This is a genomic window from Geothrix oryzae (assembly GCF_030295385.1).
Taxonomy (GTDB): domain Bacteria; phylum Acidobacteriota; class Holophagae; order Holophagales; family Holophagaceae; genus Geothrix; species Geothrix oryzae.
Window position 1 is genome coordinate 514,632 of the sequence record NZ_AP027079.1, and the last position, 26,026, is coordinate 540,657.

The window sequence follows — 26,026 nt, forward strand, 5'->3', positions numbered from 1 at the left end:
TCGAGGTTGGGTTGAGGTGATTCTATGCGATCGATGTCGTGCCGCCACTACTCTTTGACGAAATCCTTCCACAGCATGGACGGCTGGATGCCCGAGTTGTGCTGGTATTTGCCCGAGTCGTAGCTGTCGTAGTCGCCGCTGACGGTGTGGTAGAAGATCTGGCAGATGCCCACGCCGGCGTAGATCCGAACGGGCTGGATGCAGCTGATCTCCAGGGTCCAGAAGCCGCAGAAGCCGATGTCGCCGAAACCGGCCGTGACATGGACGAAGAGGCCCAGCCGGCCCACGCTGCTGCGGCCCTCGAGCATGGGGACCATGCCGTGGGTCTCCGTGTACTCCAGGGTGCGCCCCAGGTAGAGCGTTCCCGGCTTCAGCAGCAGGCCCTCGGCGGGGATCTTCAGGAACTCGATGCCGTTGGGCTTGGCCATGTCGAGCTCGGTGTCGGTGTAGATGGCCAGATCCTCGCCCAGACGCAGGTTGTAGCTGTTCGGGTTGAGCTGGTCGTCGCGCCAGGGGTCGATGCGGATCCGGCCCTGGGCCCGGGCCTCGAGGATCTGACGGCCGGTGAGGATCACCGTCAGCGGTCCACTTTCAGGACTTCCGATTTCGCCAACATGTCGCTGAGGCTGGTGCGCTCATCGCCCTTGACGGCCAGCACGATGAGGTTCAGGGCGAGGATGTTGCCGATCTGGCGCAGGATCGCGGGGCCCAGGTCGAGGCGGCCCTGGGGGTTGCCTTCGGGCACCACCCGCAGCTTCATGACCTTCTTGCCGATGCTGGCGCCGTACTTCGACACGCACCAGGGCACGAAGAACCAGTAGTAGGCAAGCTGGGCGACGATGTTGAGGGGCAGCAGGATGCAGCCCACATAGGGCACGATGCCCAGGATCGTGAAGGCGATGGAGAGGAGGATCGCCGGGACCACATCGATGAGCACCGCCAGCAGGCGCGTGACCAGATCGCCCCGCTCACCCGTGGGCACGGCATCGTCGGGGATGGCCGGCAGGAGGGAGCCCAGGAAGGACTGCTCGGCCGGGCCGGCGGGCTGGCCAGTATGCGGGACGGGCCTGGGGGCGGGCGGTGGCGCCACCGGCGGGATGCCCTTGGGCGCGTTGGGGATGGGGCCGGTGATGATCTGGTCCGAGGCGGGGCCCTTCGGCGCCGGATCGCCAGCGGGCGGCTTGCCGGTATGGATGGCCGCCAGTTCGTCGGCGGACATGCGCACGGTGCCCGTGGGGACGGCCGGGACCTCGTCCCGGTTGATGGCCACGGTGGCGCCTTCGGGCCGCGGATCCTGGAAGGTGAGCTGGACCTGGCCCAGGGTGACGCGGTCCCCGTCCCGCAGCGGGGAGGACTGGACGCGGTTTCCGTTGACCAGGACTCCGTTGCTGCTCTGGAGGTCCTGGACCTCGTAGCCGCCGCCCACCTTCCGGATCACGCAGTGGTGGCGGCTGATGCTCGGGTCGGGAAGGCGCAGCGTGTTGTCCAGCTCGCGCCCCATGTGGACTTCCTCGTCCACGATCTCGAACTCTCGGATGCCCGCGCTTTCGTGCACCAGCAGCTTGGCCATAGAAACCCTCGGGGATGGTGGGATGGCCGGAAGTGTAGCGCACCCGCGGGGAAGGCGGGGGCCCGAACCGGAATCTCGGTTCTTTCTTGACGGGGTTCCGCAGACCCGCCAATCTTCCCCGGAGATCGCGAAGGTGCAGGCATGGTGCTTTTCAATGCGGCCACGAAGGAGTTGACGGCCAAGATCGTCTACTACGGCCCCGGCCTGTGCGGGAAGACCACCAATCTCCAGCATGTCTACGACATCCTGCCCGGCGAGGGACGCGGCAAGATGCTGTCCCTGGCCACCCAGACGGATCGCATGCTGTTCTTCGATTTCCTGCCCATCGACCTCGGCACCATCCGGGGCATGAAGACCCGGGTCCAGCTCTACACCGTGCCCGGCCAGGTCTTCTACGACGCCACCCGCAAGCTGGTGCTCCGGGGCGCCGACGCGGTGGTCTTCGTGGCGGATTCCCAGGCTCCGGCCCTGGAAAGCAACAAAGAGAGCTTCCAGAACCTCATCGTCAACCTCAAGGACCAGGGCGCCGACCTGTCGAAGATCCCCCATGTCATCCAGTGGAACAAGCGGGACACGCCGAACGCCCTGCCCGTGGAGACGCTGGACCGGGAAATCAACCTCTTCGGGGCGCCCACCTTCGAGGCCTGCGCCATGCGGGGCGAAGGGGTCAAGGAGACCCTCACGGGCGTGGCCCGGCTGGTGCTGAAGAGCCTGGCCGACAAGTACGGCGGCGGCGTGGTCGAAGAGCCCCCCCCGATTCTCGCCGGTGCCGCCCCGCCCCCGCCCCCCTCGCCGGCGGCGGACTCCACGAAGCCCCTGGAGGTCGAGGAGCTGTCCGCGGGCGAGCTGCTGGAGGAGATCGAGGAGATCCCCGCGGAAGCCAGCTCCACCCCCCATGTCGCCGCCCCGATCCACATGCCGCACAGCAGCGTGGTCGAGGTCCCGGTGGTCCTGGACCGCAGCCTCTTCAACGGGGAAAACCCCGTCGAGATCAAGCTGAAGCTCTACATCAAGTAGGGACGGAGAACCCAGCGCGTTTTTCGCATCCGCACGGACGCGGTGCGCGCGCTTGGGGCACACTGGAGGTTTGATTCGAGGCCCTCCCATGTCCCGCCAGGTCGTCACCCGCTTCGCCCCGTCCCCCACCGGCATGCTCCACATCGGCGGGGTGCGCACGGCGCTGTTCTGCTGGCTGTTCGCCCGCAGGCACGGCGGCCGCTTCATCCTGCGCATCGAGGATACGGACCTCTCCCGCAGCACGGACGACAACATCCGCATCATCGAAGAGGGCATGGCCTGGTGCGGGCTGACCTGGGACGAGGGGCCGGTGGTGGGGGATCCCAGCCAGTGGAAGGGCCCCCACGGCCCCTATCGCCAGATGCAGCGCATGGACCTCTACCGGACCAAGATCCAGGAGCTGCTGGACAAGGGCCTGGCCTATCGCTGCCGCTGCTCGCGGGAGGCGCTGGACGAACGGCGCAAGGCCGTGGAGGCCGCCGGCAAGGTCTTCCAGTACAACCGCGGGCTGGATGCCGGGAAGGGCTGCGCCGAGGCGGGCCACGACGCGAGCCAGCCGGCCGCCATCCGCTTCCGCATGCCCAAGGGCGGCGACATCGTGGTGCCGGATCTCATCAAGGGCGAGACCCACTTTCCCGCCGACAGCCTGGATGACTGGATCATCGCTCGCACCGGGGAGGGCCCCGGCGAGATCGGGGTGCCCACCTACAACTTCTGCGTCGTGGTGGACGACACCCACATGGAAGTGACCCATGTGATCCGAGGCGACGATCACCTGAACAACACGCCCAAGCAGATCCCGCTCTTCGAGGCCCTGGGCTACGAGCTGCCGGCCTTCGCCCATGTGCCCATGATCCTGGGCGCCGACGGCGCGAAGCTGAGCAAGCGCCACGGCGCCACCAGCATCACGGAGTACCAGGCCATGGGCCTGCTGCCCTCCGCCGTGCGCCTGGCCCTGGCACGGCTCTCCTGGACCCCCAAGATCGACGGCAAGGCGGTGGAGAGCGCCGAGGAGGAGCTGCTCACGGATGAGCAGATGATCCAGCTCTTCGACCTGGCCGATTGCCAGAAGAGCGCCGCCCGCTTCGACATGGACAAGCTGCAGTGGCTGAACCAGAAGCTCATCCAGCGGGCCTCCTGGCAGGAACTGGAGCCCCACCTCCGGCCCTTCGTGCCCGGCATGTGGGACCAGAAGCCGGAAGCCTGGAGAGCCCAGGCCATCCAGTCCACCCAGAAGGGCAAGTCCCTGACCGACATGGCCGAGGCCCTGCGCTTCGCCTTCGAGCGTCCCGCCGCCTTCGACGAGAAAGCCGTGGAGAAGTTCATGACGCCGGCCATCAAGCCGGCTCTGGGTGAGGTCTGTGCGCTGACGGACTACGGCCACGACGCGCTGGAGGCGGGCATCAACGCCATCTTGGCCAGGCACGGCCTCAAGACCAAGGACCTGGCCCAGGCCCTCCGCGTGGCCCTCTGCGGCAAGCCCGTCAGCCCGGGCATCTTCGATACGCTCATGCTCGTCGGCCGCGACGAGGTGGTGGCGCGGCTGGAGCGGTGGCTCTGATGGATCTGGAGGAATTCACCCACCTCACCCTCGCGGTGCTGGAGGACCAGGGCGCCGCCGTCTACGCCCCCACGATCATCGCTGGGGAGACGGTCCAGGTGATCCAGGGCATCCCGGAGGGGATGGACCACCGGGCGGCCCTCCAGGAGACGGCGCTCCGCCTGGGGCTGGAGCAGTCCGACTTCTTCTTCGGCGTGCGCTCGGGCCCGGGCGAGATCACGACGGGCTTCCACTCCCCCACCTGCACGCAGTTCCAGCGCATCTCGGCGATGCGGCAGGGCTTCGTGGTCTCCCAGTTGGACGACTGCGCCTGGTGGACCCTGGGGCAGGGCCGGGACCAGTAGCCGGAAGCTTTCCAGCTGCCTGAAATCTCCCATTCGCCTCCGGGCCCGGCTATGCTGGGTGCCATGATCCTCCGCCCCATCCTCGTCGACCCGCGCCCTAGCACCTCGAGTGCGGGGGGGAGACGCACGCGACACTGACCCGGCCACCGGGTTCCGACATCCTCCCCCGCCCTTGTGCGGGGGTTTTTGTTTTGAGGAGCGCCCATGAACATGCACCCCGACCTGGCCATCCTGGGCTTCGGCACCATGGGGCAGGCCATCAGCGCCGGCCTGGTGGAGGCCTCCGGCTACCCCGCGGCGCGTCTCCGGGTCGCCACGCGGCATCCCGCCGGGGCGGTCCGCGCCCGGGCCGAGGCCCTGGGCATCACCCTTTCGGGCGACGCCGCCGCCGCGGTCAAGGCGGCGGAGGTGGTGCTGCTCTGCGTGAAGCCCAAGGAGCTGAAGGGCCTGTTGGCGGGCCTCGCCGCCGCCGGCGCCCTGGACCATCGCCCCCTGGTGGTCTCCATCGCCGCAGGCACGACCCTCGACTTCCTGGCCGCCCACACGCCCGAAGGCACCCCCCTGGTGCGGGCCATGCCCAACACCCCCTGCGCCATCCGCCGGGGCATGACGGTGCTGGCGGCGGGGCAGGGGGTCACCGGGGCCCAGCTGGCCCAGGCCCGGGCCCTGTTCGAGCCCCTGGGCCGGGTCATGGACCTGGACGAGAAGCACATGGACGCGGTCACGGGCCTCAGTGCCAGCGGCCCGGCCTTCATGTTCGTGATCCTCGAGTCCCTGGCCGAAGGCGGCGTCCAGTGCGGCCTGCCCCGGGCCGTGGCGTTGGAGCTGGCCGCCCAGATGACGCTGGGGGCCGCCTCCATGGTGCTGGAAACCGGCCGGCACCCCGCCGCCCTCAAGGATGAGGTCACCACGCCCGCCGGCTGCACCATCGCCGGTTTGATGGTCCTGGAGGATGGCCGGATCCGCTCCGTCGTGGCCCGCGGCATCGAGCGCGCGACGCAGGTGGCGGCGGGGCTGGGATGACCATTACCGGGGAGGGCCGGCCAGCGGGTATCTTTGAGGTTTGCATCCTGTGAGCCCCGATGTCCGCTGACCTGCCGATTCCCGAACCCAAGAAGCTCCACTTCATCGAGGAGATCGTCGAGGCGGACCGCGCCTCGGGCAAACACGGGGGGCGGGTGCTCACGCGCTTCCCGCCGGAGCCCAACGGCTACCTGCACATCGGCCACGCCAAGAGCATCTGCCTGAACTTCGGCCTGGCGAAGGCCTACGGCGGCGGCACCAACCTGCGTTTCGACGACACCAACCCCGTGAAGGAGGATGTCGAGTATGTGGACTCCATCCGCGAGGATGTCCAGTGGCTGGGCTTCCAGTGGAAGGGCGAACACTACGCCTCGGACTACTTCCCCTTCCTCTGCGACTACGCGGAATACCTCATCCAGCAGGGCAAGGCCTATGTCTGCGACCTCTCCGAGGCGGAGATCCGCGAGTACCGGGGCAACTTCCACACGCCGGGCCGGCCCAGCCCGTACCGGGACCGCAGCCCCGAGGAGAACCTGGACCTCTTCCGCCGCATGAAGGCCGGGGAATTCTCGGACGGCTCCCGGGTGCTGAGGGCCAAGATCGACATGCAGAGCGGCAACATGAACCTGCGCGATCCCCTCATGTACCGCATCCGCCGGGCCCACCACCACCGCACGGGCGACACCTGGTGCATCTATCCGATGTACGACTACGCCCACGGGGTGTCCGACGCCATCGAGACCATCACCCACTCCATCTGCACCCTGGAGTTCGAGGACCACCGCCCGCTCTACGAGTGGTTCCTGGAGCAGGATGCCGAAGGGAAGTTCTTCCAGCGCCCCCTCCCCCGCCAGATCGAGTTCGCCCGCCTGAACCTCACCTACACGGTGATGAGCAAGCGCCGCCTCCTCCAGCTGGTGCAGGAGGGCATCGTGCGGGGCTGGGACGATCCCCGCATGCCCACCATCTGCGGCCTGCGGCGCCGGGGCTACACTCCCGAGGCTGTGCGGGCCTTCGCCGAACGGGTGGGCGTGGCCAAGCGCGACATGGTGGCCGATGTGGGCCTGCTGGAGTTCTGCATCCGGGAAGACCAGGAGAAGCGGGCGCCCCGCCGCATGGCCGTGCTGCGCCCCCTGAAGGTGGTCATCACCAACATGACGGACGCCGAGGCCTTCGAGGTCGAGGTGGCCAACCATCCGGACGATCCGGCCATGGGGACCCGCCGGCTGCCATTCACCCGGGAGCTCTTCATCGACCAGGACGACTTCCGCGAGGAAGCCCCCAAGAAGTGGTTCCGCCTGGCTCCGGGCGCGGAGGTGCGCCTTCGCGGGGCGGCCCTCGTGACCTGCCGCGAGGTCCTCAAGGACGCCGCCGGCAATGTGGTGGAGCTCCGCTGCGAGTGGGACGCCGCCAGCAAGGGCGGCAACGCGCCCGACGGCCGCAAGGTGAAGGGCACGCTGCACTGGGTGAGCGCGCCCCATGCCGTGAAGGCCGAAGTGAGGCTCTACGAGCCCCTCTTCACCCAGGAGGACCCCATGGATGTGCCCGAGGGCCAGGACTGGAAGGCCCTCTTGAACCCGGCCAGCCTCGAGGTGCTCACCGATGCCCGCCTCGAACCCAGCCTCCGGGACGCCCGTCCCGGCGAGCGGTTCCAGTTCGAGCGCACGGGCTATTTCGCGGTGGACCCGGACGGCCGGCCCGGCGCGCCCGTGTTCAACCGGACCGTGGGGCTGAAGGATTCGTGGAGCAAGATCGAGGCGAAAGGCTGAGGAATCGCAGGCTGCACCTGGGATTTCCCCGAGGCGGCTCCGCCGCGAAAGAACCGGACCGTCGATTCTTTTACCTGCGGCCCGAGTGCTGGCCTTGACCGGGGCTGTGACCCAGGTCGCATCGGCGCCGCCAGGGTTCTTTCCCTCCGTGTCGGGAAGGGCGTTGGTCTGATAGGCTCGATGGGTTGGGCCTCCCCGCGGGTGGCCCTGCCGGGAAGCCGCCCATGGACAAGCTTGCGAGCCTGCTGCACACCACGCCTGCCACCGCCTGGATGGTGGCGAAACTCGTCATCGTCTTCGGTGGCGTCTTTTCGCTGGCGGCCGTCTGGACCTGGGTGGAGCGCCGAGGCGCGGCCATGATCCAGGACCGCATCGGTCCCAACCGGGCGGCCCTCTTCGGGAAGATCAAGATCATCGGCCTCGCGCAGCCCGTGGCGGACGGCATCAAGTTCTTCTTCAAGGAGGACCTGGTCCCCCACGACGCGAACAAGACCCTCTTCTGGCTGGCGCCCTTCCTGGCCTTCGTGCCGGCCCTCATGGGCTTCGCCGTGATCCCCTTCGGGCGCAGCTTCGTGAGCGGCGGCCAGACCTACCACATGGCGCTGCTGGATCCCGGCAACGGCATGGGGATGCTCTATCCCCTGGCCATCGGCGGCATGGCGGTCTACGGTGTGCTGGTGGCGGCCTGGTCGAGCAACAACAAGTGGTCGATCCTCGGCGGCATGCGGGCCTCCGCGGCGATGGTGAGCTACGAGATCGGCATGAGCCTGGCCGTGGTCACCATCTTCATGACCGCCGGCGGCTACGACCCCTCCGACATCATCACTTCCCAGGGCCATCTGCCCTGGGCCTGGAACATCGTCCGCCAGCCCCTGGGCTTCGTGGTGTTCTTCACCTGCATGTTCGCCGAGACCAACCGCCTGCCCTTCGACTTCGCCGAGGGCGAGAGCGAGATCGTGGCGGGCTTCAACACCGAATACGGCAGCATGAAGTTCAGCCTGCTGGCCCTGTCGGAGTACTGCCACTTGATGACGGCCTCGGCCCTCATCGCCACGCTCTACTTCGGCGGCTGGCAGGTGCCCTTCGTGAAGGACCCGGCGGTGATGCTGTCCGTGGCCAGCTTCCTGCTGAAGATGCTGTTCTTCGCCTGGGTCTTTGTCTGGATCCGGTGGACGCTGCCGCGGTTCCGCTACGACCAGCTCATGCATCTCGGGTGGAAGGTGATGCTGCCGCTCTCCATGGCAAACCTGGTCTTCCACGCCTGGCGCATGAGCCAGGGACACTGAGGAGTTGGCGATGGGTGTCCTGGTCAAGAAGGTCGAGCTGAGCTGGCTGGACCGCACCTATGTGTGGCCGGTGCTGAAGGGCATGGGCATCACCTTCCAGCACTTCCTACGGCAGCTCTTCACTTCCACCGCGAAGCGCTACACGATCCAGTATCCGGACATGAAGAAGGAGATGCCCGCGGGCTACCGCGGTCTCCACGAGTTGAAGCGGTTCGAGGACGGCGCCATCAAGTGCGTGGCCTGCTTCATGTGCCAGGAAGCCTGCCCGGCCCGCTGCATCAGCATCGAGGCCGAGGAGTTCAGCGACCTGACCTACACCCAGGGCTTCGAGGAGAAGCGGCCGGCCAAGTTCAGCATCGACATGCTCCGCTGCATCTACTGCGGCATGTGCGAAGAGGCCTGTCCCAAGGATGCGATCTGGCTCCGCAACGACTACGAAGTGGCTGCCTACGACCGGCTCTCCATGAAGTACGGCAAGTGGGACCTGATGAACACCTACGCCGAGACCGACGGCAAGGAAGCCATCAGCCAGGATCCCACCCCCTCCGTGCCGCGCCGCACGATCGCGATGTAAGGAGAGGCCATGTTCATCACCTTCGCCCTCATCACGCTCCTGGGTGCCCTGGGGATGCTGCTCCAGAAGAATGTCGTCATGGCCGGCCTCTGCATGGTGGCCGCCTTCTTCGGCGTGGCGGGCCTCTTCGTGCTGCTGGCCAACCCCGTGGCGGCGGCCTTCCAGGTCATCGTCTATACCGGCGCCATCATGGTGCTGGTGCTCTTCGTGATCATGATGCTGAACAGCCACGAGGAGGAGAAGGCCGAGGTGGCCCATCCCATCCAGCGCTGGCTCTCCCTGGCCCTGCTCGCGGCCATGGGCTTCGGCGCCGTGAAGCTGGTGCTGGCCTCCGGCGGCCTGAAGGACCTGGCGACGAGGGGCGAGGCGCTGCCCCGAGCCATGAACCTGCAGGCTGTGGGCTCGACGCTCTTCGCCGACCACCTGCTGGGGTTCGAAGTGGCGGGCCTGCTGCTGTTGGCGGCCATGATCGGCGCCGTGGCGCTGACCAAGCGGAATCTGTGAGGAGCCAGCGATGACCGGCATGGACGCGATCCTCCACGGCGGCCTCCAGGGATACCTGGTGGTGGCCCTCCTGCTCTTCGCCCTGGGGCTGGCCACGGTGCTGCTGCGTCGCACCCTGATCATGCAGTTCATGGGCGTCGAGCTGATGCTCAACGCCGCCAATGTGGCCCTGCTGGCCTTCGCCCGTTTCCGGAGCGGGGATGCCCAGGCCACGGTGTTCTACCTCTTCATCATCGCCGTGGCCGCCTGCGAAGCGGCCATTGGTCTGGCGCTGATCATCGGCCTCTACCGTCACCGGGACACCACCGACTCGGACCGGGCCGCCAGCCTGAAGCAGTGAGGATGCGATGAACAAGTACTACTGGCTCATTCCGATCCTCCCCCTGCTGGGCGCGGCCTTCAACGGCCTGCTGGGCAAGCGCGCCGGCAAGGGCGCCGTCACCTTCGTCGGCCTCGGCGTGGTGCTGGGCTCCCTGGTGCTGGCCACCTCGGCCTTCTTCACCATGAAGGGCATGCCGGACCATCGGCTCGCCCTGACCTACGGCGAGTGGATGGCCACCGGGACCCTGAGCGTCCCCTTCGGCCTCGTCATCGATTCCCTCAGCGGCACCATGATGCTGATCGTCACGGGCATCGGTTTCCTCATCCACCTCTACTCCGTGGGCTACATGCACGGGGACGAGGGCTACGCCCGGTTCTTCAGCTACCTGAACCTCTTCGTGTTCTTCATGCTCACCCTGATCATGGGCTCCAGCCTGCCGCTGATGTTCGTGGGCTGGGAGGGCGTGGGCCTCTGCTCCTACCTGCTCATCGGCTACTACTACGAGACGGACTTCGCGCCCCAGGCGGGCCTGAAGGCCTTCCTCACCAACCGCGTGGGTGATCTGGGCGTCTCCATCGGCATGCTGGTGCTCTTCGCCGCCTTCGGCACGCTGACCATCTCCGACATCCTGACCCAGTCCGGCCACCTGGCCCCCGAAGTGGGTTTCGGCGTCCTCACCTTCGCCACCCTGATGCTCTTCGTGGGCGCCACGGGAAAGAGCGCCCAGCTGCCCCTCTACCTCTGGCTGCCGGACGCCATGGCGGGCCCCACGCCCGTCAGCGCCCTCATCCACGCAGCCACCATGGTGACCAGCGGCATCTACATGATCTGCCGCCTGGCGCCCGTCTTCACCCTGGCTCCCATCACGATGACCGTGGTGGCCTGGGTGGGCGCCGCCACGGCGCTCTTCGCCGCCACCATCGGCCTCTTCCAGCGCGACATCAAGAAGGTGCTGGCCTATTCCACCGTCTCCCAGCTGGGCTACATGTTCCTGGGCCTGGGCGCGGCGGGCTTCGCGGCCGGCTTCTTCCATGTCTTCACCCACGCCTGGTTCAAGGCCCTCCTCTTCCTCGGCGCCGGCAGCGTGATCCACGCCATGCACCACGAGCAGGACCTGTTCAAGATGGGCGGGCTGAAGACCAAGACGAAGATCACCTTCCTCACCATGGTGGCCGGCACCGTTGCCATCATGGGCTTCCCGGGCACTTCGGGCTTCTTCAGCAAGGACGAGATCCTCTACCTGGCCTACCTGAAGTCCCCGGCCCTCTGGGTGATCGGCGTGATCGGCGCCTGCTGCACCAGCTTCTACATGTGGCGCCTCATGGCCCTGACCTTCTGGGGCGAGCCCCGCGATCACCACGCCTATGAGCACGCCCACGAGAGCCCGCTCACCATGACGGTGCCGCTCATGGTGCTGGCGGTAGGCTCCCTGCTCTGGGGCTTCTGGGGTGTGCCCGAGGCCTTCGGCGGCCACTTCCGGATCGGCGAATGGCTGAACTCCGCCCTGACCTACGGCCAGACCCATGGCGCCCACGGGCACCACGAGGGGCCGGCGGTCCTGCTCGCCCTCATTTCCACGACCCTGGGCCTGCTCTTCGGCTTCCTGGGCTGGTCGAAGTACAAGGATGGCCCGGCCTGGGAACTGGCCTTCGCCACGAAGTTCCCCTTCGTCCACAACCTGCTGCTGAACAAATATTTCGTGGATGAGGGTGTGGAGCTCTACCTGCTCCGGCCCATCCGCTGGTTCGGCAATGTGCTGTGGAAGCTCTTCGATGTGATCATCATCGACGGTGTGGGCGTGAACCTGCCGGGCGCGCTGGCCCGGGTGTTCGGGGACTTCACCGCCCTCTTCCAGACCGGCCGGGTGCGCAACTACGCGCTCAGCATGGCTCTGGGGGCCGCGGTCCTCCTCTATGTCTTCCTGAAGTAGGTGGGGCGATGACCTGGCTGAACTCCCATCCCCTCACCTTTCTGGTCTTCGCGCCGACCCTGCTGGGTTTCGTGCTGATGGCCCTGCCGCACTCCCTGGGCAAGCTGGCCCGGCTGCTCGGGTTCCTGGGCGCCCTGGGCGTCTTCATCCTGAGCCTCGCGTGGCTGCTGGGCCACGGATCGGCCGGCGCGGTCCTCGTCGAGCGCGCCCCCTGGTTCACCCTTGTGAACTTGCCGGTGGACTACGCCCTGACGGTGGACGGCCTGAACCTCTGGCTCGTCATCCTCACCACCTTCCTCGTGCCCCTCACCATGCTGGGCACCTGGAACAGCCTGAAGGACCGCATCGGCACCTTCGCGGCCCTGTTCCTCCTGCTCGAGACCGGCATGCTGGGCGCCCTGATGGCCCAGGACCTGTTCTTCTTCTACCTCTTCTGGGAGGCCATGCTGATCCCGATGTACTTCATGATCGGGGTCTGGGGCGGGGATGAGCGCCGCTACGCCGCCAACAAGTTCTTCCTCTACACCCTGAGCGGTTCGCTGCTCTGGCTGGTGGCGCTGCTCTACCTGGCCAACAAGGCGGGCGGCTTCAATCCCGCCGTGATGGCCCAGGCCGCCTCGGCGCTGCCCTTCGGCGTCCAGTGCTGGCTGTTCGTCGCCTTCGCGGTGGCCTTCGCCATCAAGGTGCCCCTCTTCCCGCTCCATACCTGGCTGCCGGACGCCCATGTGCAGGCACCCACGGCCGGTTCCGTCATCCTCGCCGGCGTGCTGCTGAAGCTCGGCGGATACGGCTTCATCCGCTTCGCCATCCCCATGTTCCCCCAGGCGGCGATGCACTACGCCCAGCCCATCGCCCTCCTCAGCGTCGTCGCCATCGTCTACGGCGCGCTGGTGGCCATGGTGCAGCGCGATATCAAGAAGCTGGTGGCCTACTCCTCCGTGAGCCACATGGGTTTCGTGATGCTGGGCCTCGCGTCCATGACCGTCATCGGCACCCAGGGCGCCATGCTCCAGATGCTCAACCACGGCATCAGCACCGGCGCGCTCTTCCTCCTGGTGGGCATGCTCTACGACCGGGCCCATACGCGCATGATCGCCGACTTCGGCGGCGTGGTGACGAAGATGCCCGTGTTCACCACCTTCTTCATGATCGTCACCCTGAGCTCCATCGGCCTGCCGCTGACCAACGGGTTCGTGGGCGAGTTCTGGATCCTCAACGGCACCTTCCTCTCCGGCTTCGGCTGGGGCCGGCTCTACGCCTGCCTCGCCACCTCCGGCGTGCTGCTGGGCGCGGTCTACATGCTCTGGATGTTCATGCGGGTCTTCTGGGGCCCCGAGAACAAGGACGAGGACAGCGGCACCCACCACCTGCACAGCGACCTGAATGCGCGGGAGATCGCGGTGATGCTGCCCCTGGTGGTGCTCATCGTGTGGATGGGCGTCCATCCGAAGACCTTCATGGTCGCCAGCGAAGCCCCCGTGGCCTCGCTGCTGCAGGACATCAAGGCTCCGGCGCCCCGGACCTTCGTCCTGAGGCCGGCCGTCCATGAGGCGCCGGCGCCCGCCGGGGCCCAAGCCCATGAAGCTTCCGCGGCTCCTGAACCCTCCGCCGCCCACGAGGTGCACTGATGAGCCTCACCCCCAGCCAGTGGGCGGCCCTGCTGCCGCTGATCCTCCCGGCCCTCGGCGCCTGCCTGATCCCCCTCATGTCCCTAGACAAGGACCAGGCCACCGCCAAGTGGATCCGGGCCGTCATGTACGGCACTGCCCTCTTGGCCGTGGGCGCGAGTTTCTGGTACCTGACCGACCTCTGGCAGACCGGCGCCCAGCCCAGTTTCTTCCAGCTCCGCATGGACCGCCTGGCCCAGTTCACCGGCATCTTCCTGCTGGTGGCCGCGGCCCTCACCATCCTCCAGAGCTGGGACCACTTCCACCAGGAAGGCTGGGTGAAGGGGGAGAGCCTCTCCCTGCTCCTCTTCTCCGTGGTGGGCATGATGCTCTTCGCCTCCACGACGCACTTCGTGGCCCTGTTCCTGGGGCTGGAACTCTTCAGCGTGCCGCTCTACGCCCTGGTGGGCACTGTGCGGGCGCGGCCCCAGAGCGCCGAAGGCGGCATGAAGTACTTCATCACCGGAGCCGTGGCCTCCAGCTGCTTCCTCATGGGCGGCGTGCTGATCTACGGCCTGAGCGGCAGCCTCGATCTGACCACCGCCGCCGTCATCCTCAAGGCCCAGGGCCTGGCCCTGGATCCGCTGGTGCTGGCGGGCGCCGCCCTCCTGCTGCTGGGCTTCCTCTTCAAGGTTTCCGCCGTGCCCTTCCACCAGTGGACGCCGGACGCCTACGAGGCTTCGCCCCATCCCATCGCCGGCTTCATGTCCGTGGCCACCAAGGGCGTGGCGTTCATCGCCCTGCTCCGCATCTTCCCCGGCAGCCTGGCGCCCTTGAGCGCCGTGGGCGTGAAGATGCAGGCCGTGGTGGCCGTGCTGGCCGTGGCCACCCTGGTGGTGGGCAACCTCACCGCCCTGGTGCAGTCCAATGTGAAGCGCATGCTGGCCTATTCCAGCATCAGCCATGCGGGCTACCTGATGCTCGGCTTCGTGGCCGGCACCCCCGCCGCCCACACGGGCGTGCTGTTCTACCTGGTCATCTACCTGGCCATGAACCTGGGCGCCTTCGGCCTGCTGACGGCCTTCGGCCTGGTGGGCGAGCACACCACCTTCGAGGACCTGCGGGGCCTGGGCTGGAAGCGGCCCGCCATGGGCTTCGCCGCCGCCGTGTTCATGCTGAGCCTGGCGGGCATCCCGCCCCTGGGCGGCTTCTACGGCAAGTACATGATCTTCCGCGAGCTGGTGGGCACGGGTCATGTGGGCCTGGCCATCCTGGGCGTGCTGGCGAGTCTGGTGTCCGCCTATTACTACCTGCGCTTCCTCGTGGCCCTCTTCCTCCAGGCCCCCAATGCCGAGGCGGAACGCCTGGCCTCGGATCGCCCGGCGGTGCATGCCCCCCTGGCCGGCGCCACGGTGCTGGTGGCCGCGGGCATCGTCCTGACCGGCGGCTTTCTCCAGTATTTCCTTGCAGATGGGTTCGCCCGGCGCGCCCTGGTCGAGGGACTCGGCCTGATCCGCTGATTCTGGAATTTCCGCCTCAACCGGGAACCTGATCTGGCGGTCCATACATCGTTATGCGAAGGTTTAAGGCTGGGCCCTGCCCGGCCCTTTGAGATTCGGAGCGCGGCGCATGAAGCGGAACACCTGGATCGTTCTTGGCATTGGCGTCGCGGTGGTGGCGGCGGGAGCCGGCTACGCCCTCACGCGGCCCAAGGATGAAGTGAAGTGGCGCCAGGCCAAGCTGGACAAGGGCAACATCACCCAGCGCATCAATGCCACGGGCGCCGTGAGCCCGGTGGTGCAGGTGGCTGTGGGCACCCAGGTGTCCGGGGTGATCTCGGCCCTCTATGTGGACTACAACAGCATCGTGAAGAAGGGTCAGCTCATCGCCCAGATCGATCCGACCATCTGGGAGACCCAGCTGAAGGACGCCGAGGCCGGCATGGACCGGGCCAAGGCGAGCATGGATGACGCCCGGCGCCAGTACGAGCGCGCCAAGCGCCTGGCGGCGGAAAAACTGCTGGCGGACCAGGATCTCGAGGCCAAGCAGGTGGCCTACCAGACCGCCGTGGCCAGCTACGAGAACGCCAAGGCCTCCCTGGAGCGCGCCAAGGCCAACCTCGGCTACTGCAATATCACGGCTCCGGTGGATGGCGTCGTCATCTCGCGGCTGGCGGATGTGGGGCAGACCGTGGCGGCGAGCTTCAGCACGCCCAACCTCTTCCAGATCGCCCAGGACCTGTCGAAGATGAAGGTCCAGGTCTCCATCGGCGAATCGGACATCGACGAAGTGAAGGTGGGCCAGCGCGCCTTCTTCACCGTGGACAGCCTGCCGGACCGCCAATTCGGCGCCACCGTGAGCCTGGTCCGGCAGGAGCCGATCACCACCCAGAATGTCGTGAACTATGTGGTCGAGATGATCGTCCCCAACGAGCCCCTCCCCGGCTCCGGCGAGGAGGCCCAGGGCTCCGCCCAGGCCGCCGGCGGCCATGCCCCCCGTGGCTCGGCATCAGGCGAGGCATCCGGCGCGGCACCTGGAGCGGGGCAGGGCGCTCCCGATCCCGAGAAGGCCTGGGAACGCATGAAGGACCGCCTGCCGGCGGGCACCACCAAGGCGGACTTCCTGAAGCGGTTCAAGGAGCGCCAGGCGGGACAGGGCAGGCCCGATCAGGTCCGCTCCATGGCCGCCGCGGCCCAGGCCCCCGTGGGCGATCCGAAGGCCCTGGCCCGGATCCCCGGCGGCGCCAGCCAGCTCGGCGGCCCGAAGTTCACCGGCACCCTGGCCCTGCGCTCGGGCATGACCGCCAATGTCACCATCGTCACCAACCAGCGCAAGGATGTGCTGCGGGTGCCGAACTCCGCCCTGCGCTTCAACCCCTCCGCCTTCATCAAGGATGAGAAGAAAACCGACGGCCCGCGCCTGGGCCAGCCCATGACGATGGGCGGCGGTCCCCGGCCCGGGGCCCAGAGCACCACTGGCAGCAAAGGGGGCCTGGTGGCCCGGCGGGAGGACCGCATCTGGGTGCTGGAGAACGGCAAGCCCAAGGCCCTCGTGGTGAAGGCCGGCATCACTGACGGCCAGTTCACCGAAGTAACCGGCGAAGGCCTCCAGGAGGGCCTGCAGATCCTGGTGGGCGTCGAAAACACCAAGCAGGCCAACGGCACGGCGGCCACGCCGGGCGGCCAGGGCGGACGGCGCTAGCCGGGAGGATCCATGCGGTTCCTGGAGTTCATCAAGCTCGCGCTGTTTGCCATCACGCGCAACAAGATGCGCGCGTTTCTCACCATGCTCGGCATCATCGTGGGCGTGGGGGCGGTCATCGCCATGATCGGCATCGGCGAGGGTTCGAAGCGGGCCTCCATCGCCCTGATCCAGAACATGGGCTCCAACATGCTGACCATCTTCCCCGGCAGCGGCGGAAACCGCTTCGGTCCGTCGGCCATGGGCAGCGCGGACATCCTGCTGGAGAGCGATCCCCCCCTGATCCAGCAGGAGCTCGCGCAGAGCAGCGTGGTGGCGGCCTCGGCCCAGGTCCAGACCACGCGGCCCATCATTTTCCAGAACAGCAACTATGTCACCCAGGTCCAGGGCACCGGCCCCGAGTTCCTCCAGATCCGGGGCTGGGAAGTCGAGAACGGGCGCTTCTTCACCGATACCGAAGTCCGTGGCATGGCCAAGGTCTGCGTCATCGGCCAGACCGTGAAGGACAACCTCTTCCCCAATGGCGAAGACCCCGTGGGCCAGACAGTGCGCGTGGGCGCGCTGCCCTTCCAGGTGGTGGGCGTGCTGGAGAAGAAGGGCGCCGGCATGTGGGGCGACCAGGATGACCTCATCGTGGCCCCCTACACCACGGTCATGCGCAAGATCATGGGGCGCGACAAGATCCAGCGCATCATGGTCAGCGCCCAGGAAGGGAAGGCCGAGCTGGCCGAAGCCGAGGTCACGGCTCTTCTGCGCCAGCGCATGAAGGTCGCGCCCAAGGACGACAACCCCTTCCAGATCCGCAAGCAGGACGACATCGTGCAGATGCAGAGCCAGCAGGCGGGCATCCTCACGGCCCTGCTGGCCGTGGCCGCCAGCATCTCCCTGGTGGTGGGCGGCATCGGCATCTCGAACATCATGCTGGTGAGTGTCACCGAGCGCACCCGGGAGATCGGCATCCGCCGCGCCCTGGGCGCCACCCAGCGGAGCATCCTCTGGCAGTTCCTCATCGAGGCCATCGTGCTCTCCGTGCTGGGCGGCGTCATCGGGATCGGATTCGCGTACACCGCCGTCTTCATCCTCCAGAAGTTCCAGGTGCCCGCCGTGACCGAAACCTGGGCCGTGGCCCTGGGCCTGGGCTTCTCCGGGGTGGTGGGCGTGGCGGCCGGGTTCCTGCCCGCTGTGAAGGCCGCGAAGCTGGATGTGATCGACGCCCTGAGGTACGAGTGAGCCGTGGCTGAGGCCGCCGCCCCCCATGACCCCTACGCGGCCCTGAGGGACGGGAGCTACCGCTGGTTCATCGCGTCCATGGGTCTCGTCACCCTGGGGCTCCAGATGCAGGGCGTGGTGGTGGGCTGGCAGGTCTACGACCGCACGGGGGATCCTCTGGCTTTGGGGCTGGTGGGGTTGTCCGAAGCGCTGCCCTTTCTGGCCCTGGCGCTGTTCGGCGGCCACGCGGCGGACCGGATGAACCGCCTGCGCCTCTGCATGGCCTCGACCCTGGGGCTCGCCCTCTGCTCGGCCCTGCTCTGGGGGTTCAGCTGGCAGTTCCAGGCCGGGCCCCTGGCCAAGGCCGTCGGGCCCATCTACGGGATCATCTTCCTCACGGGCATCATGCGGGCCTTCTACCGTCCGGCCAATGTGGCCCTGGGCACGGACCTGCTGTCCAAGGAACTCTACGCGAACGGCTCGACCTGGCGCGTGGCCGTCTTCCACTCGGGCATGGTGCTCGGCCCGGCCCTGGGGGGCCTGGTCTATGCCTGGCGCGGCCCGGTGACGGCCCATTTCCTGGTGATGGCGCTGATGACGGGTGGCCTCCTGGGCATGTTCGCCGTCCGCTACGCGCCGCGGGCGGTGGCGCCGCGGGTGGGATCCATCCTCCAAAGCCTGGGCGAGGGCCTGCGCTTCGTGTTTTCCCGGCGCCTGCTGCTGGGGGCCATCAGCCTCGACCTCTTCGCCGTGCTGTTCGGCGGGGCCGTGGCCGTGCTGCCCGTGTTCGCCAAGGAGATCCTCCAGGTGGGACCTCAGGGCCTCGGCATCCTGCGTGCCGCCCCGGCCGCGGGTTCGGTGCTCATGGGCATCACCCTGGCCCACCGGCCGCCCCTGCGGCGGGCGGGCCGGACCCTGCTCCTCTGCGTGGGGGGGTTCGGCGTGGCCATGATCGCCTTCGCCCTGAGCCGGAGCTTCCTCCTGAGCCTGCTGGCACTGGCGGCCAGCGGGGCTGTGGACAATGTCAGCGTGGTGCTGCGGGCCACCCTGGTTCAGACCCTCACGCCGGAGCACATGCTGGGCCGGGTGTCCTCGGTGAACCAGGTATTCATCGGTTCCAGCAACGAGATCGGGGCCTTCGAGAGCGGCCTGGCCGCCCGGCTTCTGGGCCTGGTGCCCTCGGTGGTCTTCGGCGGCTGCATGACCCTGCTGGTGGTGGCCACCACCGCCTGGAAGGTGCCCGAGCTGCGCAAGATGGACCGCATCCAGTGACGAAAAGGGCGGCCCCAAGGCCGCCCTTTCCTGGAAACGGAAGATCGATTACAGCACGGCGAGCGCGGCGTTGTAGTCGGGTTCCTGCGCGATCTCGGGAACGAGCTCGGTGTGGACCACCTTGCCGGCGCCATCCACGACCACCACGGCGCGGGCGAGCAGGCCCTTGAGGGGGCCGTCCGTCATGGTGACGCCGTAGGTCTTGCCGAAGTCGGCGCTGCGGAAGGTGGAGGCGGGCACCACATTGTCCAGGCCCTCCGCGCCGCAGAAGCGCTTCTGGGCGAAGGGCAGGTCGGCGCTCACGCAGAGGATGGTGGTGTTGGGCTTCTCGTTGGCGCGGGCGTTGAACTTGCGCACGCTGGCGGCGCAGGTGGGCGTGTCCAGGCTGGGGAAGATGTTCAGCACCACGCGCTGGCCCGCGAGGTCCTTGCCGGAGACTTCGGAGAGATCGGTGCGCACCAGCGTGAAGGCCGGGGCCGCGGAACCCACCTTCGGCAGATCGCCGGAGGTGTGGAGGGGGGTGCCTTTGAGGGTGATCTGGGCCATGAGAGCTCCTCGTTGAGAACTCTCAGTTTACGCTTCCGAAGTTACTTCGGCGGGAACTTGGCGAGGATGTCGCGAACCGCCCTCGGCACGACCTCATCGGCATCTTCGGGGTTGTCCAGGCCCGTGAGGGCGCCCGCCGCGGCGCCCTGCCAGATCATCTGGTTGCTCTTGAAATCCACGATCTCGATGACGATGCTGCCTTCCTTGTAGTGGTGCACCTGGCTGGTGGAGGTGCCGATGTGTCCGTAGACCGGCCGGTAGCCCCAGCCCCAGCCCACATGGGTGGTGGTGCGGTACCTCCGTTCCTGCACGATGGGGTAGTAGGTCACGAGGAAGTCCGGGTCCGCCTTGGTCTCCATGGCGAAGCCCTTGGCCTGGAGCTCCTTCTCCACGGCGGCGCGCACCCGCTTGTCCATGAGGTTGGTGGTGCCGCCGGTGCCCTTCTTGGAGGTGTAGTAGTCGAAGGTCCGGTAGCGCCCATAGGAAGCGGTCACATCGTAGTCGTAGGTCACCTGGTAGCTGCTGCAGGCCCCGAGCAGGGCGAGGGACAGCAGGGCAGCGGGCAGTCTGAGGGGGCGCATGGAACCTCCGGGGCACCATTATGGACGCCCGAAACGGGCAGAGGTTGACGCGGGTGACCGGTCTACGGTGGTCTAAGGAGGGGGCGGAGCCCGGGGATCCTCGCCCAATGGTCTGTTCTGGGCTGTGAATTTCGTCGTCTTTCTTTGAAACACCTTGGGGATCGGCCCATCCTGATGGGGATGGTTCTCGATCCCACCCTCGACCCGGGCGCCTCCAGCCCCTTGTATCTGCAGCTGCAGCGGCGGCTTCGTGGCCTCATCCAGCAGGGCGAGTGGCGACCCGGCACGCGGCTGCCCGCCGTGCCCGAGCTGGCCCAGCGCTGGGGGGTCCATCGCCTGACGGTCCTGAAGGCCCTGGCCGGGCTCAAGCGCACGGGCTGGATCCAGACCGTGCAGGGGCGGGGCAGCTTCGTGGCGCCGCGCCTGCCGGAAGCCCCGGGCTTGCGCTCCACCAGCGAGTTCCCGTTTGAGGGTTCCCCGTTGCTGGTCCACGACGGGGAGTTGGGCTCCTGGCTGGGTGAGACCCTGGAGCGGGTCCAGGACAGGCACCTGGTGAGCTTTTCCGCGGGATTCATCCCCTCCGACCTGCTGCCGGCCGAGCAACTCCGGCGCATCACGGCCCAGGTGCTGAAAGACCTCGGCTCCGAGGCCTGGGTCTACTCCGCCCCCGCGGGCTATGCGCCCTACCTGGAAGCCGTGGGCCGCTGGCTGGCCTCCGAGGGCGAGCCCATCGACGAGGGCTGGGGCATCCGCACCATCCCCGGGGCGCAGTCCGGTCTGGCCCTGGCCCTGGAATCCTTCACGGTGCCCGGTGACCGCGTGCTGGTGGAAAGCCCTTGCTATGTGGGCATCCTGGCCCTCATCCGCGCCCTGGGCCGTGAGGCGGTGCCCGTGCCCGTGGACCGCCAGGGCCTGGATCCCGAGCGGCTGGCTTCGGCCCTCCAGCGCAGCGAAGCCAAAATGCTCTTCACGGTGCCCAGCTTCCACAATCCCACCGGCATGACCCAGTCCAAGGCCCGCCGGGAGCGGGTGCTGGCGCTGACGCGGACCCACGGCGTGATCCTCGTGACGGATTCGGCCTACGGCGACCTGCGCTTCTCCGGCAACTCCCTGCCGCCCTTCCGGCGGCTCGAGGGCGCCGACCATGTCATCCACCTGGGGAGCTTCTCCAAGTCGCTGGCGGCGGGCCTGCGCCTGGGCTACCTCATCGCCAGGGACGACCTGCTCCGGCGCATGGCCCCCATCCAGGAAGTGCAGACCATCGCCCAGCCGCCGCTCATGCAGGCCGTAGTGGCCCGCTTCCTCGACACGGGCGGCTTCCGCCGCCATCTGGCCCGCGTGCGCCGCGCCCTCAAGGAGCGCCGCGATGCCATGGTCGAGGCCCTGGCCGAGCACTTCCCCGGGGGCACCCAGGTCTCCGAGCCGAAAGGCGGCATGCACCTGTGGGTGGTGATGCCCGAGGGCTACTCGGCCCTCGACCTGCACCGCGACGCCCTGCAGCACGGCATCGGATTCGCGCCGGGGCCCCTCTTCTTCGCCGACGGCCGGGGCACCAACTGCCTCCGCCTGAACTTCTCCACGCACGACCCTGCGACCACCCGGGACGCCATCGCGCGCCTGGGTCAACTGATCCACCGGGCCTGACCCGGACCTGGCCATCCCCCTCCAAGGAGCACCCATGAGCACCGCGATGTCCACTTCCACCCTCGAGATCCGTCCCTCGGATCACGCCGCCAGTCCCGAGGAACGCGCCAAGCTCATGACCAACCTCCGCTTCGGGCAGGTGTTCTCCGACCACATGGTGGTGATCCCCTACAAGGAAGGGCAGGGCTGGGGCAAGGGCGTGCTGAAGGCCTACGGCCCCATCGAAATGTCCCCGGCCTCCTCCGTGCTGCACTACGGCCAGGCCATCTTCGAGGGCTTCAAGGCCTACAAGCAGAAGGACGGCAGCATCGCCTCCTTCCGGCCCGAGGCCAATGCCCATCGCTTCAATAAGTCCGCCGCCCGCCTGGCCATGCCCGAGCTGCCGGAGGCCCGCTTCCTGGAAGCCGCCAAGGCCCTAATCACGCAGGACCAGGCCTGGGTGCCCGGCGCCGTGGGCGAGAGCCTCTACATGCGCCCCCTCATGATCGGCACCGAGGCCGCGCTGGGCGTCCACGCCAGCAACGAGTACCTCTTCCTCTTGATGGCCTGCCCCAGCGGCGCCTACTTCCCCGCCGGCGTGAAGCCGGTGACCGTCTGGATCTCCGATGAATATGTCCGCGCCGCGCCCGGCGGCACCGGCTTCGCCAAGTGCGCCGGCAACTACGCGGCCAGCCTCGTGGCCCAGAGCCAGGCCAAGGATCAGGGCTGCGACCAGGTGGTGTGGCTCGACGCCATCCACCGCGAATACATCGAGGAGATGGGCGGCATGAACATCTTCTTCGTCTACCAGGAGAAGGGCGAGACCGTGGTGGTCACGCCCGAACTCACCGGCACCCTGCTGCCCGGCATCACCCGCGACAGCCTCCTGCAGCTGGCCCGCGAGCAGGGTTTCCGCGCAGAGGAGCGCAAGATCAGCGTGGCTGAGTGGAAGGCCGCCGTGGCCGAAGGCCGCATGACGGAAGCCTTCGCCTGCGGCACCGCCGCCGTCATCACGCCCGTGGGCCAGGTGAAGTCCCGGCAGGGCGAGTGGACCATCCACAACGGCGATACCGGCCCCGTGGCCGCCAAGCTCCGCGAAGCCCTCCTCAACCTCCAGCACGGCCTCGCGCCCGATCCCCACGGCTGGATGAAGAAGATCGTCGGCTAACCCCGATCGTCCAGCACGGAAACGCCCGCCGGAAGGCGGGCGTTTCTCTGGCGGTTGCCGAGCTTCAGGGGTAGGAGAGCACGGTGCTTGCGGTGCCGCCGGCGCTCACCAGCAGCTGGGTGGCGCTGGTCTTCATGACCGGCGCACCCCCCGAGGTGCTGCGCTGGGCCGTGACGCCGTAGGCGCTGGGGAAGAGGCCGAGGAACCCGGCCTGGTCCTGGGCCACGCCCGTGGCCACGGTCTGGGAGCGGACGATGAGGACCTGGGAACCCCCCAGGCCCGTCGCAAGCGTCTGCCGCAGCTCGCCCCAGGTGCCCTGGGTGGCGGTGGAGGCTGGCGTGACCGTGAGGGTGAGGGAGCCGGGGGCCTGGGGAGCGCTGAAGGAGAGATCCGCGGCGTAGCTGGTGGCGGCCGTCGCGTTCACGGAAGTCGCAGCGGCGGGGTAGGCGCTGAGGGAGCCCGCAGGCTGGGCCACGAGGAACCAGAGGCCGCCGGCGGGCAGGGCCTCGAGGGCGTAGTTGCCGGCGGCGTCCGTGAAGGCGCGGCGCTGGAGTGTGGCCAGACCGCTGCCATCCACCGTCTCCGCGAACACCTCCACGCCGGTCAGCGGGGTGGATCCCGCACTGAGGTGCCCCGTGATGCGGGCCGTGGCGCCCAGGTCAAAGGCGCGGCCCGTCGCCTGGAAGGTGTAGGTGGCGGCGCCGCCGGCGTGGGACTGCACCATCTGCTGCCCGCTCAGCATGATCTGGGCCGTGACATTCCCGTTGGCGGGCACGATCACGGGGCCGCTCACCACCGTGGTGGCGGGCATGGCGAGGGACTGCTCGATTCCGCCACTCGAGATCAGGTATGCCGCCACATGGGAGACGGACTGGTAGTTGACGGTGGCCCAGGTGAGCCGGAACTGCGCGTAGGTGGCGGCCGTGACCGACTTGGCCGGCAGGATCAGGGTGCTGCCTCCGCCCTGCAGGGCCAGGAGGTCGAAGGTGGCCTTGATGTCGCCGAGGGGGATCCAGGTGCCGCCGTCGACAGAAGCCTCCACCTTTTCAAGGCTCACGATGGCCTGGCTGAATCCGGGGAAGCTGTCGGCGCCGAGACGGAGGGTGAGGGTGCCGCTGGGGGAGGTCCGGTTGCTGCCGCCGCCTCCGCCGCCGCAGGCCAGCGTCAGTCCCAGGGAAACGAGGGCGACCAGGATGGGGCGTAGGCGCATCAGAGGCTCCGGAAAGGGGGTCCAGCCTCCAGTCTAGACCGGGCCGCCCTTTCGGCAGCATTAGCGACCCGTCGGTTGGATGATGCTACGGGCCCAACGGCGTAGTCTGAGGACCTCTTTCCGAGGAGGAATCCATGGTTCCGATCCGTTCACTGCTGGTGGGCTTCGTGCTGGGTGCCTGCGTGCTCTCGGCTGCAGGCCCGACCCCCATTGGGGCCGCCGCCTGCAAGATGTGCCACAAGGTCCAGTTCGAATCCTGGAACGCCTCCAAGCACGCCAAGCTCAGCCCCGTGCTGGATTGCGAGGCTTGCCACGGCCCCGGCAGCGAGTACAAGGCCGTGAAGGTGATGAAGGACCCCGTCGCCGCCAAGAAGGCGGGCCTGATCATGCCGGGCAAGGCGCAGTGCAACACTTGCCACGGCAAGAAGAAGGTGTCGGTCCTGACCGATGCGATGTTCGCGAAGGTGCACGCGCACAAGAAGAAGTAGGCGGGCTCCCGCCTGGCTTCGAATCCCGCTCCCCATGAACGAAGGAAGCCGCCTTGCGGCGGCTTCGATGGCGGAGGGAGCGGGATTCGAACCCGCGGTGAGTTCACACCCACGACGGTTTTCAAGACCGTTGCCTTAAACCGCTCGGCCATCCCTCCGTGCCTTCATCTTGAAGGCGGGACGCGGCTCCCGGCAAGAAGCCTTGTGCCGGAACCGACCCAACGGTAATCTGGAAAGCCTTGGAGAGATGCCGGAGTGGCCGATCGGGCTCGCCTGCTAAGCGAGTGTATTGGGTAAACCAGTACCGGGGGTTCGAATCCCCCTCTCTCCGCCACTGAAGCCGCCGCAAGGCGGCTTCTTTCATGGCGGGGAGAGGGCGATTCGTGCGGCCGGAGGGGACGCCGCGCAGCGGTGGCCCCGGGGGGAATCCCCCTGTTGGGACCGCTGGAACGATGGGCGAAGGCGGGCATGGCGGGGAGCGGGGGATTCGAAGTCACGGAATCGCCGGCCCGACCGTCAACTCCGCTGGTCCCACCCCTCCGCCGCCCGGAAGCTGTGGTAGCGGTCATGGCCGAGAATGAGGTGGTCGGCGAGGGGCACGCCCAGGGACTCGCCAGCGGCGAGGAGGCGGCGGGTGAGCTGGGTGTCTTCGCGGCTCGGGGTGGGATCGCCGCTGGGGTGGTTGTGGAAGGCCAGGGCGGTGGTGGCGCCGTAGCGCAGCGCTTCGCGGAAGAACTCCCTCGGGCTGATGAGGGTGGCCGTGGCGGTGCCCTGGCTGAGGATGCGCTCCGCCAGCAGGTCTCCTTTGGCGTTCAGCGCCAGCAGGCCGAAGCGCTCTTCCGTCCAGCCGCGGCAGCGGGGCAGCAGGTAGGTGCCCGCGGCCCGGGGGCTGGTGATGCGCAGGCGCTCGGCGCTGCGGGAACCCCGGCGGGCGAGCTCCAGGGCGGCCCAGAGCTGCCCGGTCTTGGCGGGGCCGAGGCCCGGTTGGACGAGCCAGTCGCTGAGCCCCAGGGCCAGCAACCCTGCCAGGCCGCCCGTGCGGCCGAGCACCGACTGCGCCAGCTCCACGGCGCTCTGGCCTTGGCGCCCCGTGCCCCAGAGCAGGGCCAGGAGGTCGGCATCGGACAGCCCTTCGCCGTGGCCTGCCAGCAGGCGCTCCCGGGGGCGCTGGTCAGGGGAAAGATCGAGGATTCGCATGCAGGGCTCCGGTCGATGGGGACG

General features: G+C 68.0%; 23 protein-coding genes, 2 tRNA genes and 1 pseudogene. 19 read left to right on the forward strand and 7 right to left on the reverse strand.

What is annotated here, in order from left to right; all coding sequences use genetic code 11:
* Positions 1–47: 47 nt before the first annotated feature.
* Together dcd and QUD34_RS02275 are read right to left on the reverse strand one after the other, a co-directional pair.
* Positions 48–575 (reverse strand): dCTP deaminase, encoded by a 528-nt coding sequence (gene dcd / locus QUD34_RS02270; protein WP_286354970.1) that lies wholly within the window; start codon positions 573–575, stop codon positions 48–50.
* A gap of 2 nt (positions 576–577) precedes the next feature.
* On the reverse strand, positions 578–1,570 hold the full coding sequence (locus QUD34_RS02275; RefSeq protein WP_286354971.1) for an FHA domain-containing protein: 993 nt from the start codon (positions 1,568–1,570) through the stop codon (positions 578–580).
* A gap of 141 nt (positions 1,571–1,711) precedes the next feature.
* Between QUD34_RS02275 and QUD34_RS02280 the strand changes: the two are divergent.
* The 15 genes and pseudogenes from QUD34_RS02280 to QUD34_RS02350 all read left to right on the forward strand — a co-directional run.
* Positions 1,712–2,284 (forward strand): annotated as a pseudogene (locus tag QUD34_RS02280) (GTP-binding protein); the annotation flags it as partial.
* Between the two features lie 391 nt (positions 2,285–2,675).
* Positions 2,676–4,148, forward strand: coding sequence for a glutamate--tRNA ligase (gltX, locus tag QUD34_RS02285; protein WP_286354973.1), 1,473 nt, complete (start codon positions 2,676–2,678; stop codon positions 4,146–4,148).
* Positions 4,148–4,492 (forward strand): hypothetical protein, encoded by a 345-nt coding sequence (locus QUD34_RS02290; RefSeq protein ID WP_286354974.1) that lies wholly within the window; start codon positions 4,148–4,150, stop codon positions 4,490–4,492. The genes gltX and QUD34_RS02290 overlap by 1 nt, the downstream gene beginning before the upstream one ends.
* A 204-nt stretch (positions 4,493–4,696) precedes the next feature.
* Positions 4,697–5,515, forward strand: coding sequence for a pyrroline-5-carboxylate reductase (proC, locus tag QUD34_RS02295; protein WP_286354975.1), 819 nt, complete (start codon positions 4,697–4,699; stop codon positions 5,513–5,515).
* Positions 5,516–5,574: 59 nt separating this feature from the next.
* Positions 5,575–7,284 (forward strand): glutamine--tRNA ligase/YqeY domain fusion protein, encoded by a 1,710-nt coding sequence (locus tag QUD34_RS02300; protein WP_286354976.1) that lies wholly within the window; start codon positions 5,575–5,577, stop codon positions 7,282–7,284.
* 224 nt (positions 7,285–7,508) lie between these two features.
* Entirely contained in the window at positions 7,509–8,570 is a 1,062-nt protein-coding gene (gene nuoH, locus QUD34_RS02305) for an NADH-quinone oxidoreductase subunit NuoH (protein ID WP_286354977.1), read from the forward strand.
* A gap of 10 nt (positions 8,571–8,580) precedes the next feature.
* On the forward strand, positions 8,581–9,144 hold the full coding sequence (locus tag QUD34_RS02310; protein WP_286354978.1) for a NuoI/complex I 23 kDa subunit family protein: 564 nt from the start codon (positions 8,581–8,583) through the stop codon (positions 9,142–9,144).
* Positions 9,145–9,153: 9 nt separating this feature from the next.
* A complete protein-coding gene (locus tag QUD34_RS02315; protein WP_286354979.1) occupies positions 9,154–9,648 on the forward strand; it encodes an NADH-quinone oxidoreductase subunit J in 495 nt (164 codons plus the stop codon).
* A gap of 19 nt (positions 9,649–9,667) precedes the next feature.
* A complete protein-coding gene (gene nuoK, locus QUD34_RS02320) occupies positions 9,668–9,988 on the forward strand; it encodes an NADH-quinone oxidoreductase subunit NuoK (RefSeq protein WP_366526190.1) in 321 nt (106 codons plus the stop codon).
* A 7-nt stretch (positions 9,989–9,995) separates the two neighbouring features.
* On the forward strand, positions 9,996–11,900 hold the full coding sequence (gene nuoL / locus QUD34_RS02325) for an NADH-quinone oxidoreductase subunit L (protein WP_286354981.1): 1,905 nt from the start codon (positions 9,996–9,998) through the stop codon (positions 11,898–11,900).
* A gap of 8 nt (positions 11,901–11,908) precedes the next feature.
* Positions 11,909–13,528 carry a complex I subunit 4 family protein gene (locus QUD34_RS02330; protein WP_286354982.1) on the forward strand — a complete coding sequence of 540 codons (1,620 nt, stop codon included), beginning with the start codon at positions 11,909–11,911 and terminating at the stop codon, positions 13,526–13,528.
* On the forward strand, positions 13,528–15,027 hold the full coding sequence (locus QUD34_RS02335; protein ID WP_286354983.1) for an NADH-quinone oxidoreductase subunit N: 1,500 nt from the start codon (positions 13,528–13,530) through the stop codon (positions 15,025–15,027). Before QUD34_RS02330 ends, QUD34_RS02335 begins: the two co-directional genes overlap by 1 nt.
* Positions 15,028–15,136: 109 nt before the next feature.
* Entirely contained in the window at positions 15,137–16,708 is a 1,572-nt protein-coding gene (locus QUD34_RS02340) for an efflux RND transporter periplasmic adaptor subunit (protein ID WP_286354984.1), read from the forward strand.
* 12 nt (positions 16,709–16,720) lie between these two features.
* Positions 16,721–17,938, forward strand: a complete 1,218-nt coding sequence (locus QUD34_RS02345; protein ID WP_286354985.1) for an ABC transporter permease — start codon at positions 16,721–16,723, stop codon at positions 17,936–17,938.
* A gap of 3 nt (positions 17,939–17,941) precedes the next feature.
* Positions 17,942–19,189: an MFS transporter gene (locus tag QUD34_RS02350; protein WP_286354986.1), complete on the forward strand. Its 1,248-nt coding sequence runs from the start codon at positions 17,942–17,944 to the stop codon at positions 19,187–19,189.
* A 48-nt stretch (positions 19,190–19,237) separates the two neighbouring features.
* On the opposite strand, the gene tpx is transcribed toward QUD34_RS02350, so the two are convergent.
* Complete coding sequence (tpx, locus tag QUD34_RS02355; RefSeq protein WP_286354987.1) at positions 19,238–19,735, reverse strand: thiol peroxidase; 498 nt, start codon at positions 19,733–19,735, stop codon at positions 19,238–19,240.
* A 41-nt stretch (positions 19,736–19,776) separates the two neighbouring features.
* A complete protein-coding gene (locus QUD34_RS02360) occupies positions 19,777–20,316 on the reverse strand; it encodes a DUF4136 domain-containing protein (protein WP_286354988.1) in 540 nt (179 codons plus the stop codon).
* A 180-nt stretch (positions 20,317–20,496) separates the two neighbouring features.
* On the opposite strand from QUD34_RS02360, the gene QUD34_RS02365 reads away from it, so the two are divergent.
* Together QUD34_RS02365 and QUD34_RS02370 are read left to right on the forward strand one after the other, a co-directional pair.
* Complete coding sequence (locus tag QUD34_RS02365; protein WP_286354989.1) at positions 20,497–21,960, forward strand: aminotransferase-like domain-containing protein; 1,464 nt, start codon at positions 20,497–20,499, stop codon at positions 21,958–21,960.
* 46 nt (positions 21,961–22,006) lie between these two features.
* Positions 22,007–23,107 carry a branched-chain amino acid aminotransferase gene (locus QUD34_RS02370; protein WP_375380010.1) on the forward strand — a complete coding sequence of 367 codons (1,101 nt, stop codon included), beginning with the start codon at positions 22,007–22,009 and terminating at the stop codon, positions 23,105–23,107.
* A gap of 64 nt (positions 23,108–23,171) precedes the next feature.
* Here the strand turns inward: QUD34_RS02370 and QUD34_RS02375 are convergent, their stop codons facing one another.
* Positions 23,172–24,317 (reverse strand): DUF4382 domain-containing protein, encoded by a 1,146-nt coding sequence (locus QUD34_RS02375; protein WP_286354991.1) that lies wholly within the window; start codon positions 24,315–24,317, stop codon positions 23,172–23,174.
* A gap of 134 nt (positions 24,318–24,451) precedes the next feature.
* Here QUD34_RS02375 and QUD34_RS02380 point away from each other — a divergent pair, with 134 nt between their 5' ends.
* Positions 24,452–24,805, forward strand: coding sequence for a cytochrome c3 family protein (locus QUD34_RS02380; RefSeq protein ID WP_286354992.1), 354 nt, complete (start codon positions 24,452–24,454; stop codon positions 24,803–24,805).
* A gap of 68 nt (positions 24,806–24,873) precedes the next feature.
* On the opposite strand, the gene QUD34_RS02385 is transcribed toward QUD34_RS02380, so the two are convergent.
* Positions 24,874–24,963, reverse strand: a tRNA-Ser gene (locus QUD34_RS02385).
* A gap of 83 nt (positions 24,964–25,046) precedes the next feature.
* On the opposite strand from QUD34_RS02385, the gene QUD34_RS02390 reads away from it, so the two are divergent.
* Positions 25,047–25,139, forward strand: a tRNA-Ser gene (locus QUD34_RS02390).
* A 182-nt stretch (positions 25,140–25,321) separates the two neighbouring features.
* Here QUD34_RS02390 and radC read toward each other — a convergent pair.
* Positions 25,322–26,002, reverse strand: a complete 681-nt coding sequence (radC, locus tag QUD34_RS02395; protein WP_286354993.1) for a RadC family protein — start codon at positions 26,000–26,002, stop codon at positions 25,322–25,324.
* Between the last annotated feature and the right edge of the window lie 24 nt (positions 26,003–26,026).

What these genes read in the sequence shown, in the direction of transcription:
- QUD34_RS02275 (WP_286354971.1), bottom strand. Translation starts at nt 1,570, where the DNA reads ATGGCCAAGCTGCTGGTGCACGAAAGCGCGGGCATCCGAGAGTTCGAG.
- gltX (WP_286354973.1), top strand. Translation starts at nt 2,676, where the DNA reads ATGTCCCGCCAGGTCGTCACCCGCTTCGCCCCGTCCCCCACCGGCATG.
- QUD34_RS02290 (WP_286354974.1), top strand. Translation starts at nt 4,148, where the DNA reads ATGGATCTGGAGGAATTCACCCACCTCACCCTCGCGGTGCTGGAGGAC.
- proC (WP_286354975.1), top strand. Translation starts at nt 4,697, where the DNA reads ATGAACATGCACCCCGACCTGGCCATCCTGGGCTTCGGCACCATGGGG.
- QUD34_RS02300 (WP_286354976.1), top strand. Translation starts at nt 5,575, where the DNA reads ATGTCCGCTGACCTGCCGATTCCCGAACCCAAGAAGCTCCACTTCATC.
- nuoH (WP_286354977.1), top strand. Translation starts at nt 7,509, where the DNA reads ATGGACAAGCTTGCGAGCCTGCTGCACACCACGCCTGCCACCGCCTGG.
- QUD34_RS02310 (WP_286354978.1), top strand. Translation starts at nt 8,581, where the DNA reads ATGGGTGTCCTGGTCAAGAAGGTCGAGCTGAGCTGGCTGGACCGCACC.
- QUD34_RS02315 (WP_286354979.1), top strand. Translation starts at nt 9,154, where the DNA reads ATGTTCATCACCTTCGCCCTCATCACGCTCCTGGGTGCCCTGGGGATG.
- nuoK (WP_366526190.1), top strand. Translation starts at nt 9,668, where the DNA reads ATGGACGCGATCCTCCACGGCGGCCTCCAGGGATACCTGGTGGTGGCC.
- nuoL (WP_286354981.1), top strand. Translation starts at nt 9,996, where the DNA reads ATGAACAAGTACTACTGGCTCATTCCGATCCTCCCCCTGCTGGGCGCG.
- QUD34_RS02330 (WP_286354982.1), top strand. Translation starts at nt 11,909, where the DNA reads ATGACCTGGCTGAACTCCCATCCCCTCACCTTTCTGGTCTTCGCGCCG.
- QUD34_RS02335 (WP_286354983.1), top strand. Translation starts at nt 13,528, where the DNA reads ATGAGCCTCACCCCCAGCCAGTGGGCGGCCCTGCTGCCGCTGATCCTC.
- QUD34_RS02340 (WP_286354984.1), top strand. Translation starts at nt 15,137, where the DNA reads ATGAAGCGGAACACCTGGATCGTTCTTGGCATTGGCGTCGCGGTGGTG.
- QUD34_RS02345 (WP_286354985.1), top strand. Translation starts at nt 16,721, where the DNA reads ATGCGGTTCCTGGAGTTCATCAAGCTCGCGCTGTTTGCCATCACGCGC.
- tpx (WP_286354987.1), bottom strand. Translation starts at nt 19,735, where the DNA reads ATGGCCCAGATCACCCTCAAAGGCACCCCCCTCCACACCTCCGGCGAT.
- QUD34_RS02360 (WP_286354988.1), bottom strand. Translation starts at nt 20,316, where the DNA reads ATGCGCCCCCTCAGACTGCCCGCTGCCCTGCTGTCCCTCGCCCTGCTC.
- QUD34_RS02365 (WP_286354989.1), top strand. Translation starts at nt 20,497, where the DNA reads ATGGTTCTCGATCCCACCCTCGACCCGGGCGCCTCCAGCCCCTTGTAT.
- QUD34_RS02370 (WP_375380010.1), top strand. Translation starts at nt 22,007, where the DNA reads ATGTCCACTTCCACCCTCGAGATCCGTCCCTCGGATCACGCCGCCAGT.
- QUD34_RS02375 (WP_286354991.1), bottom strand. Translation starts at nt 24,317, where the DNA reads ATGCGCCTACGCCCCATCCTGGTCGCCCTCGTTTCCCTGGGACTGACG.
- QUD34_RS02380 (WP_286354992.1), top strand. Translation starts at nt 24,452, where the DNA reads ATGGTTCCGATCCGTTCACTGCTGGTGGGCTTCGTGCTGGGTGCCTGC.
- radC (WP_286354993.1), bottom strand. Translation starts at nt 26,002, where the DNA reads ATGCGAATCCTCGATCTTTCCCCTGACCAGCGCCCCCGGGAGCGCCTG.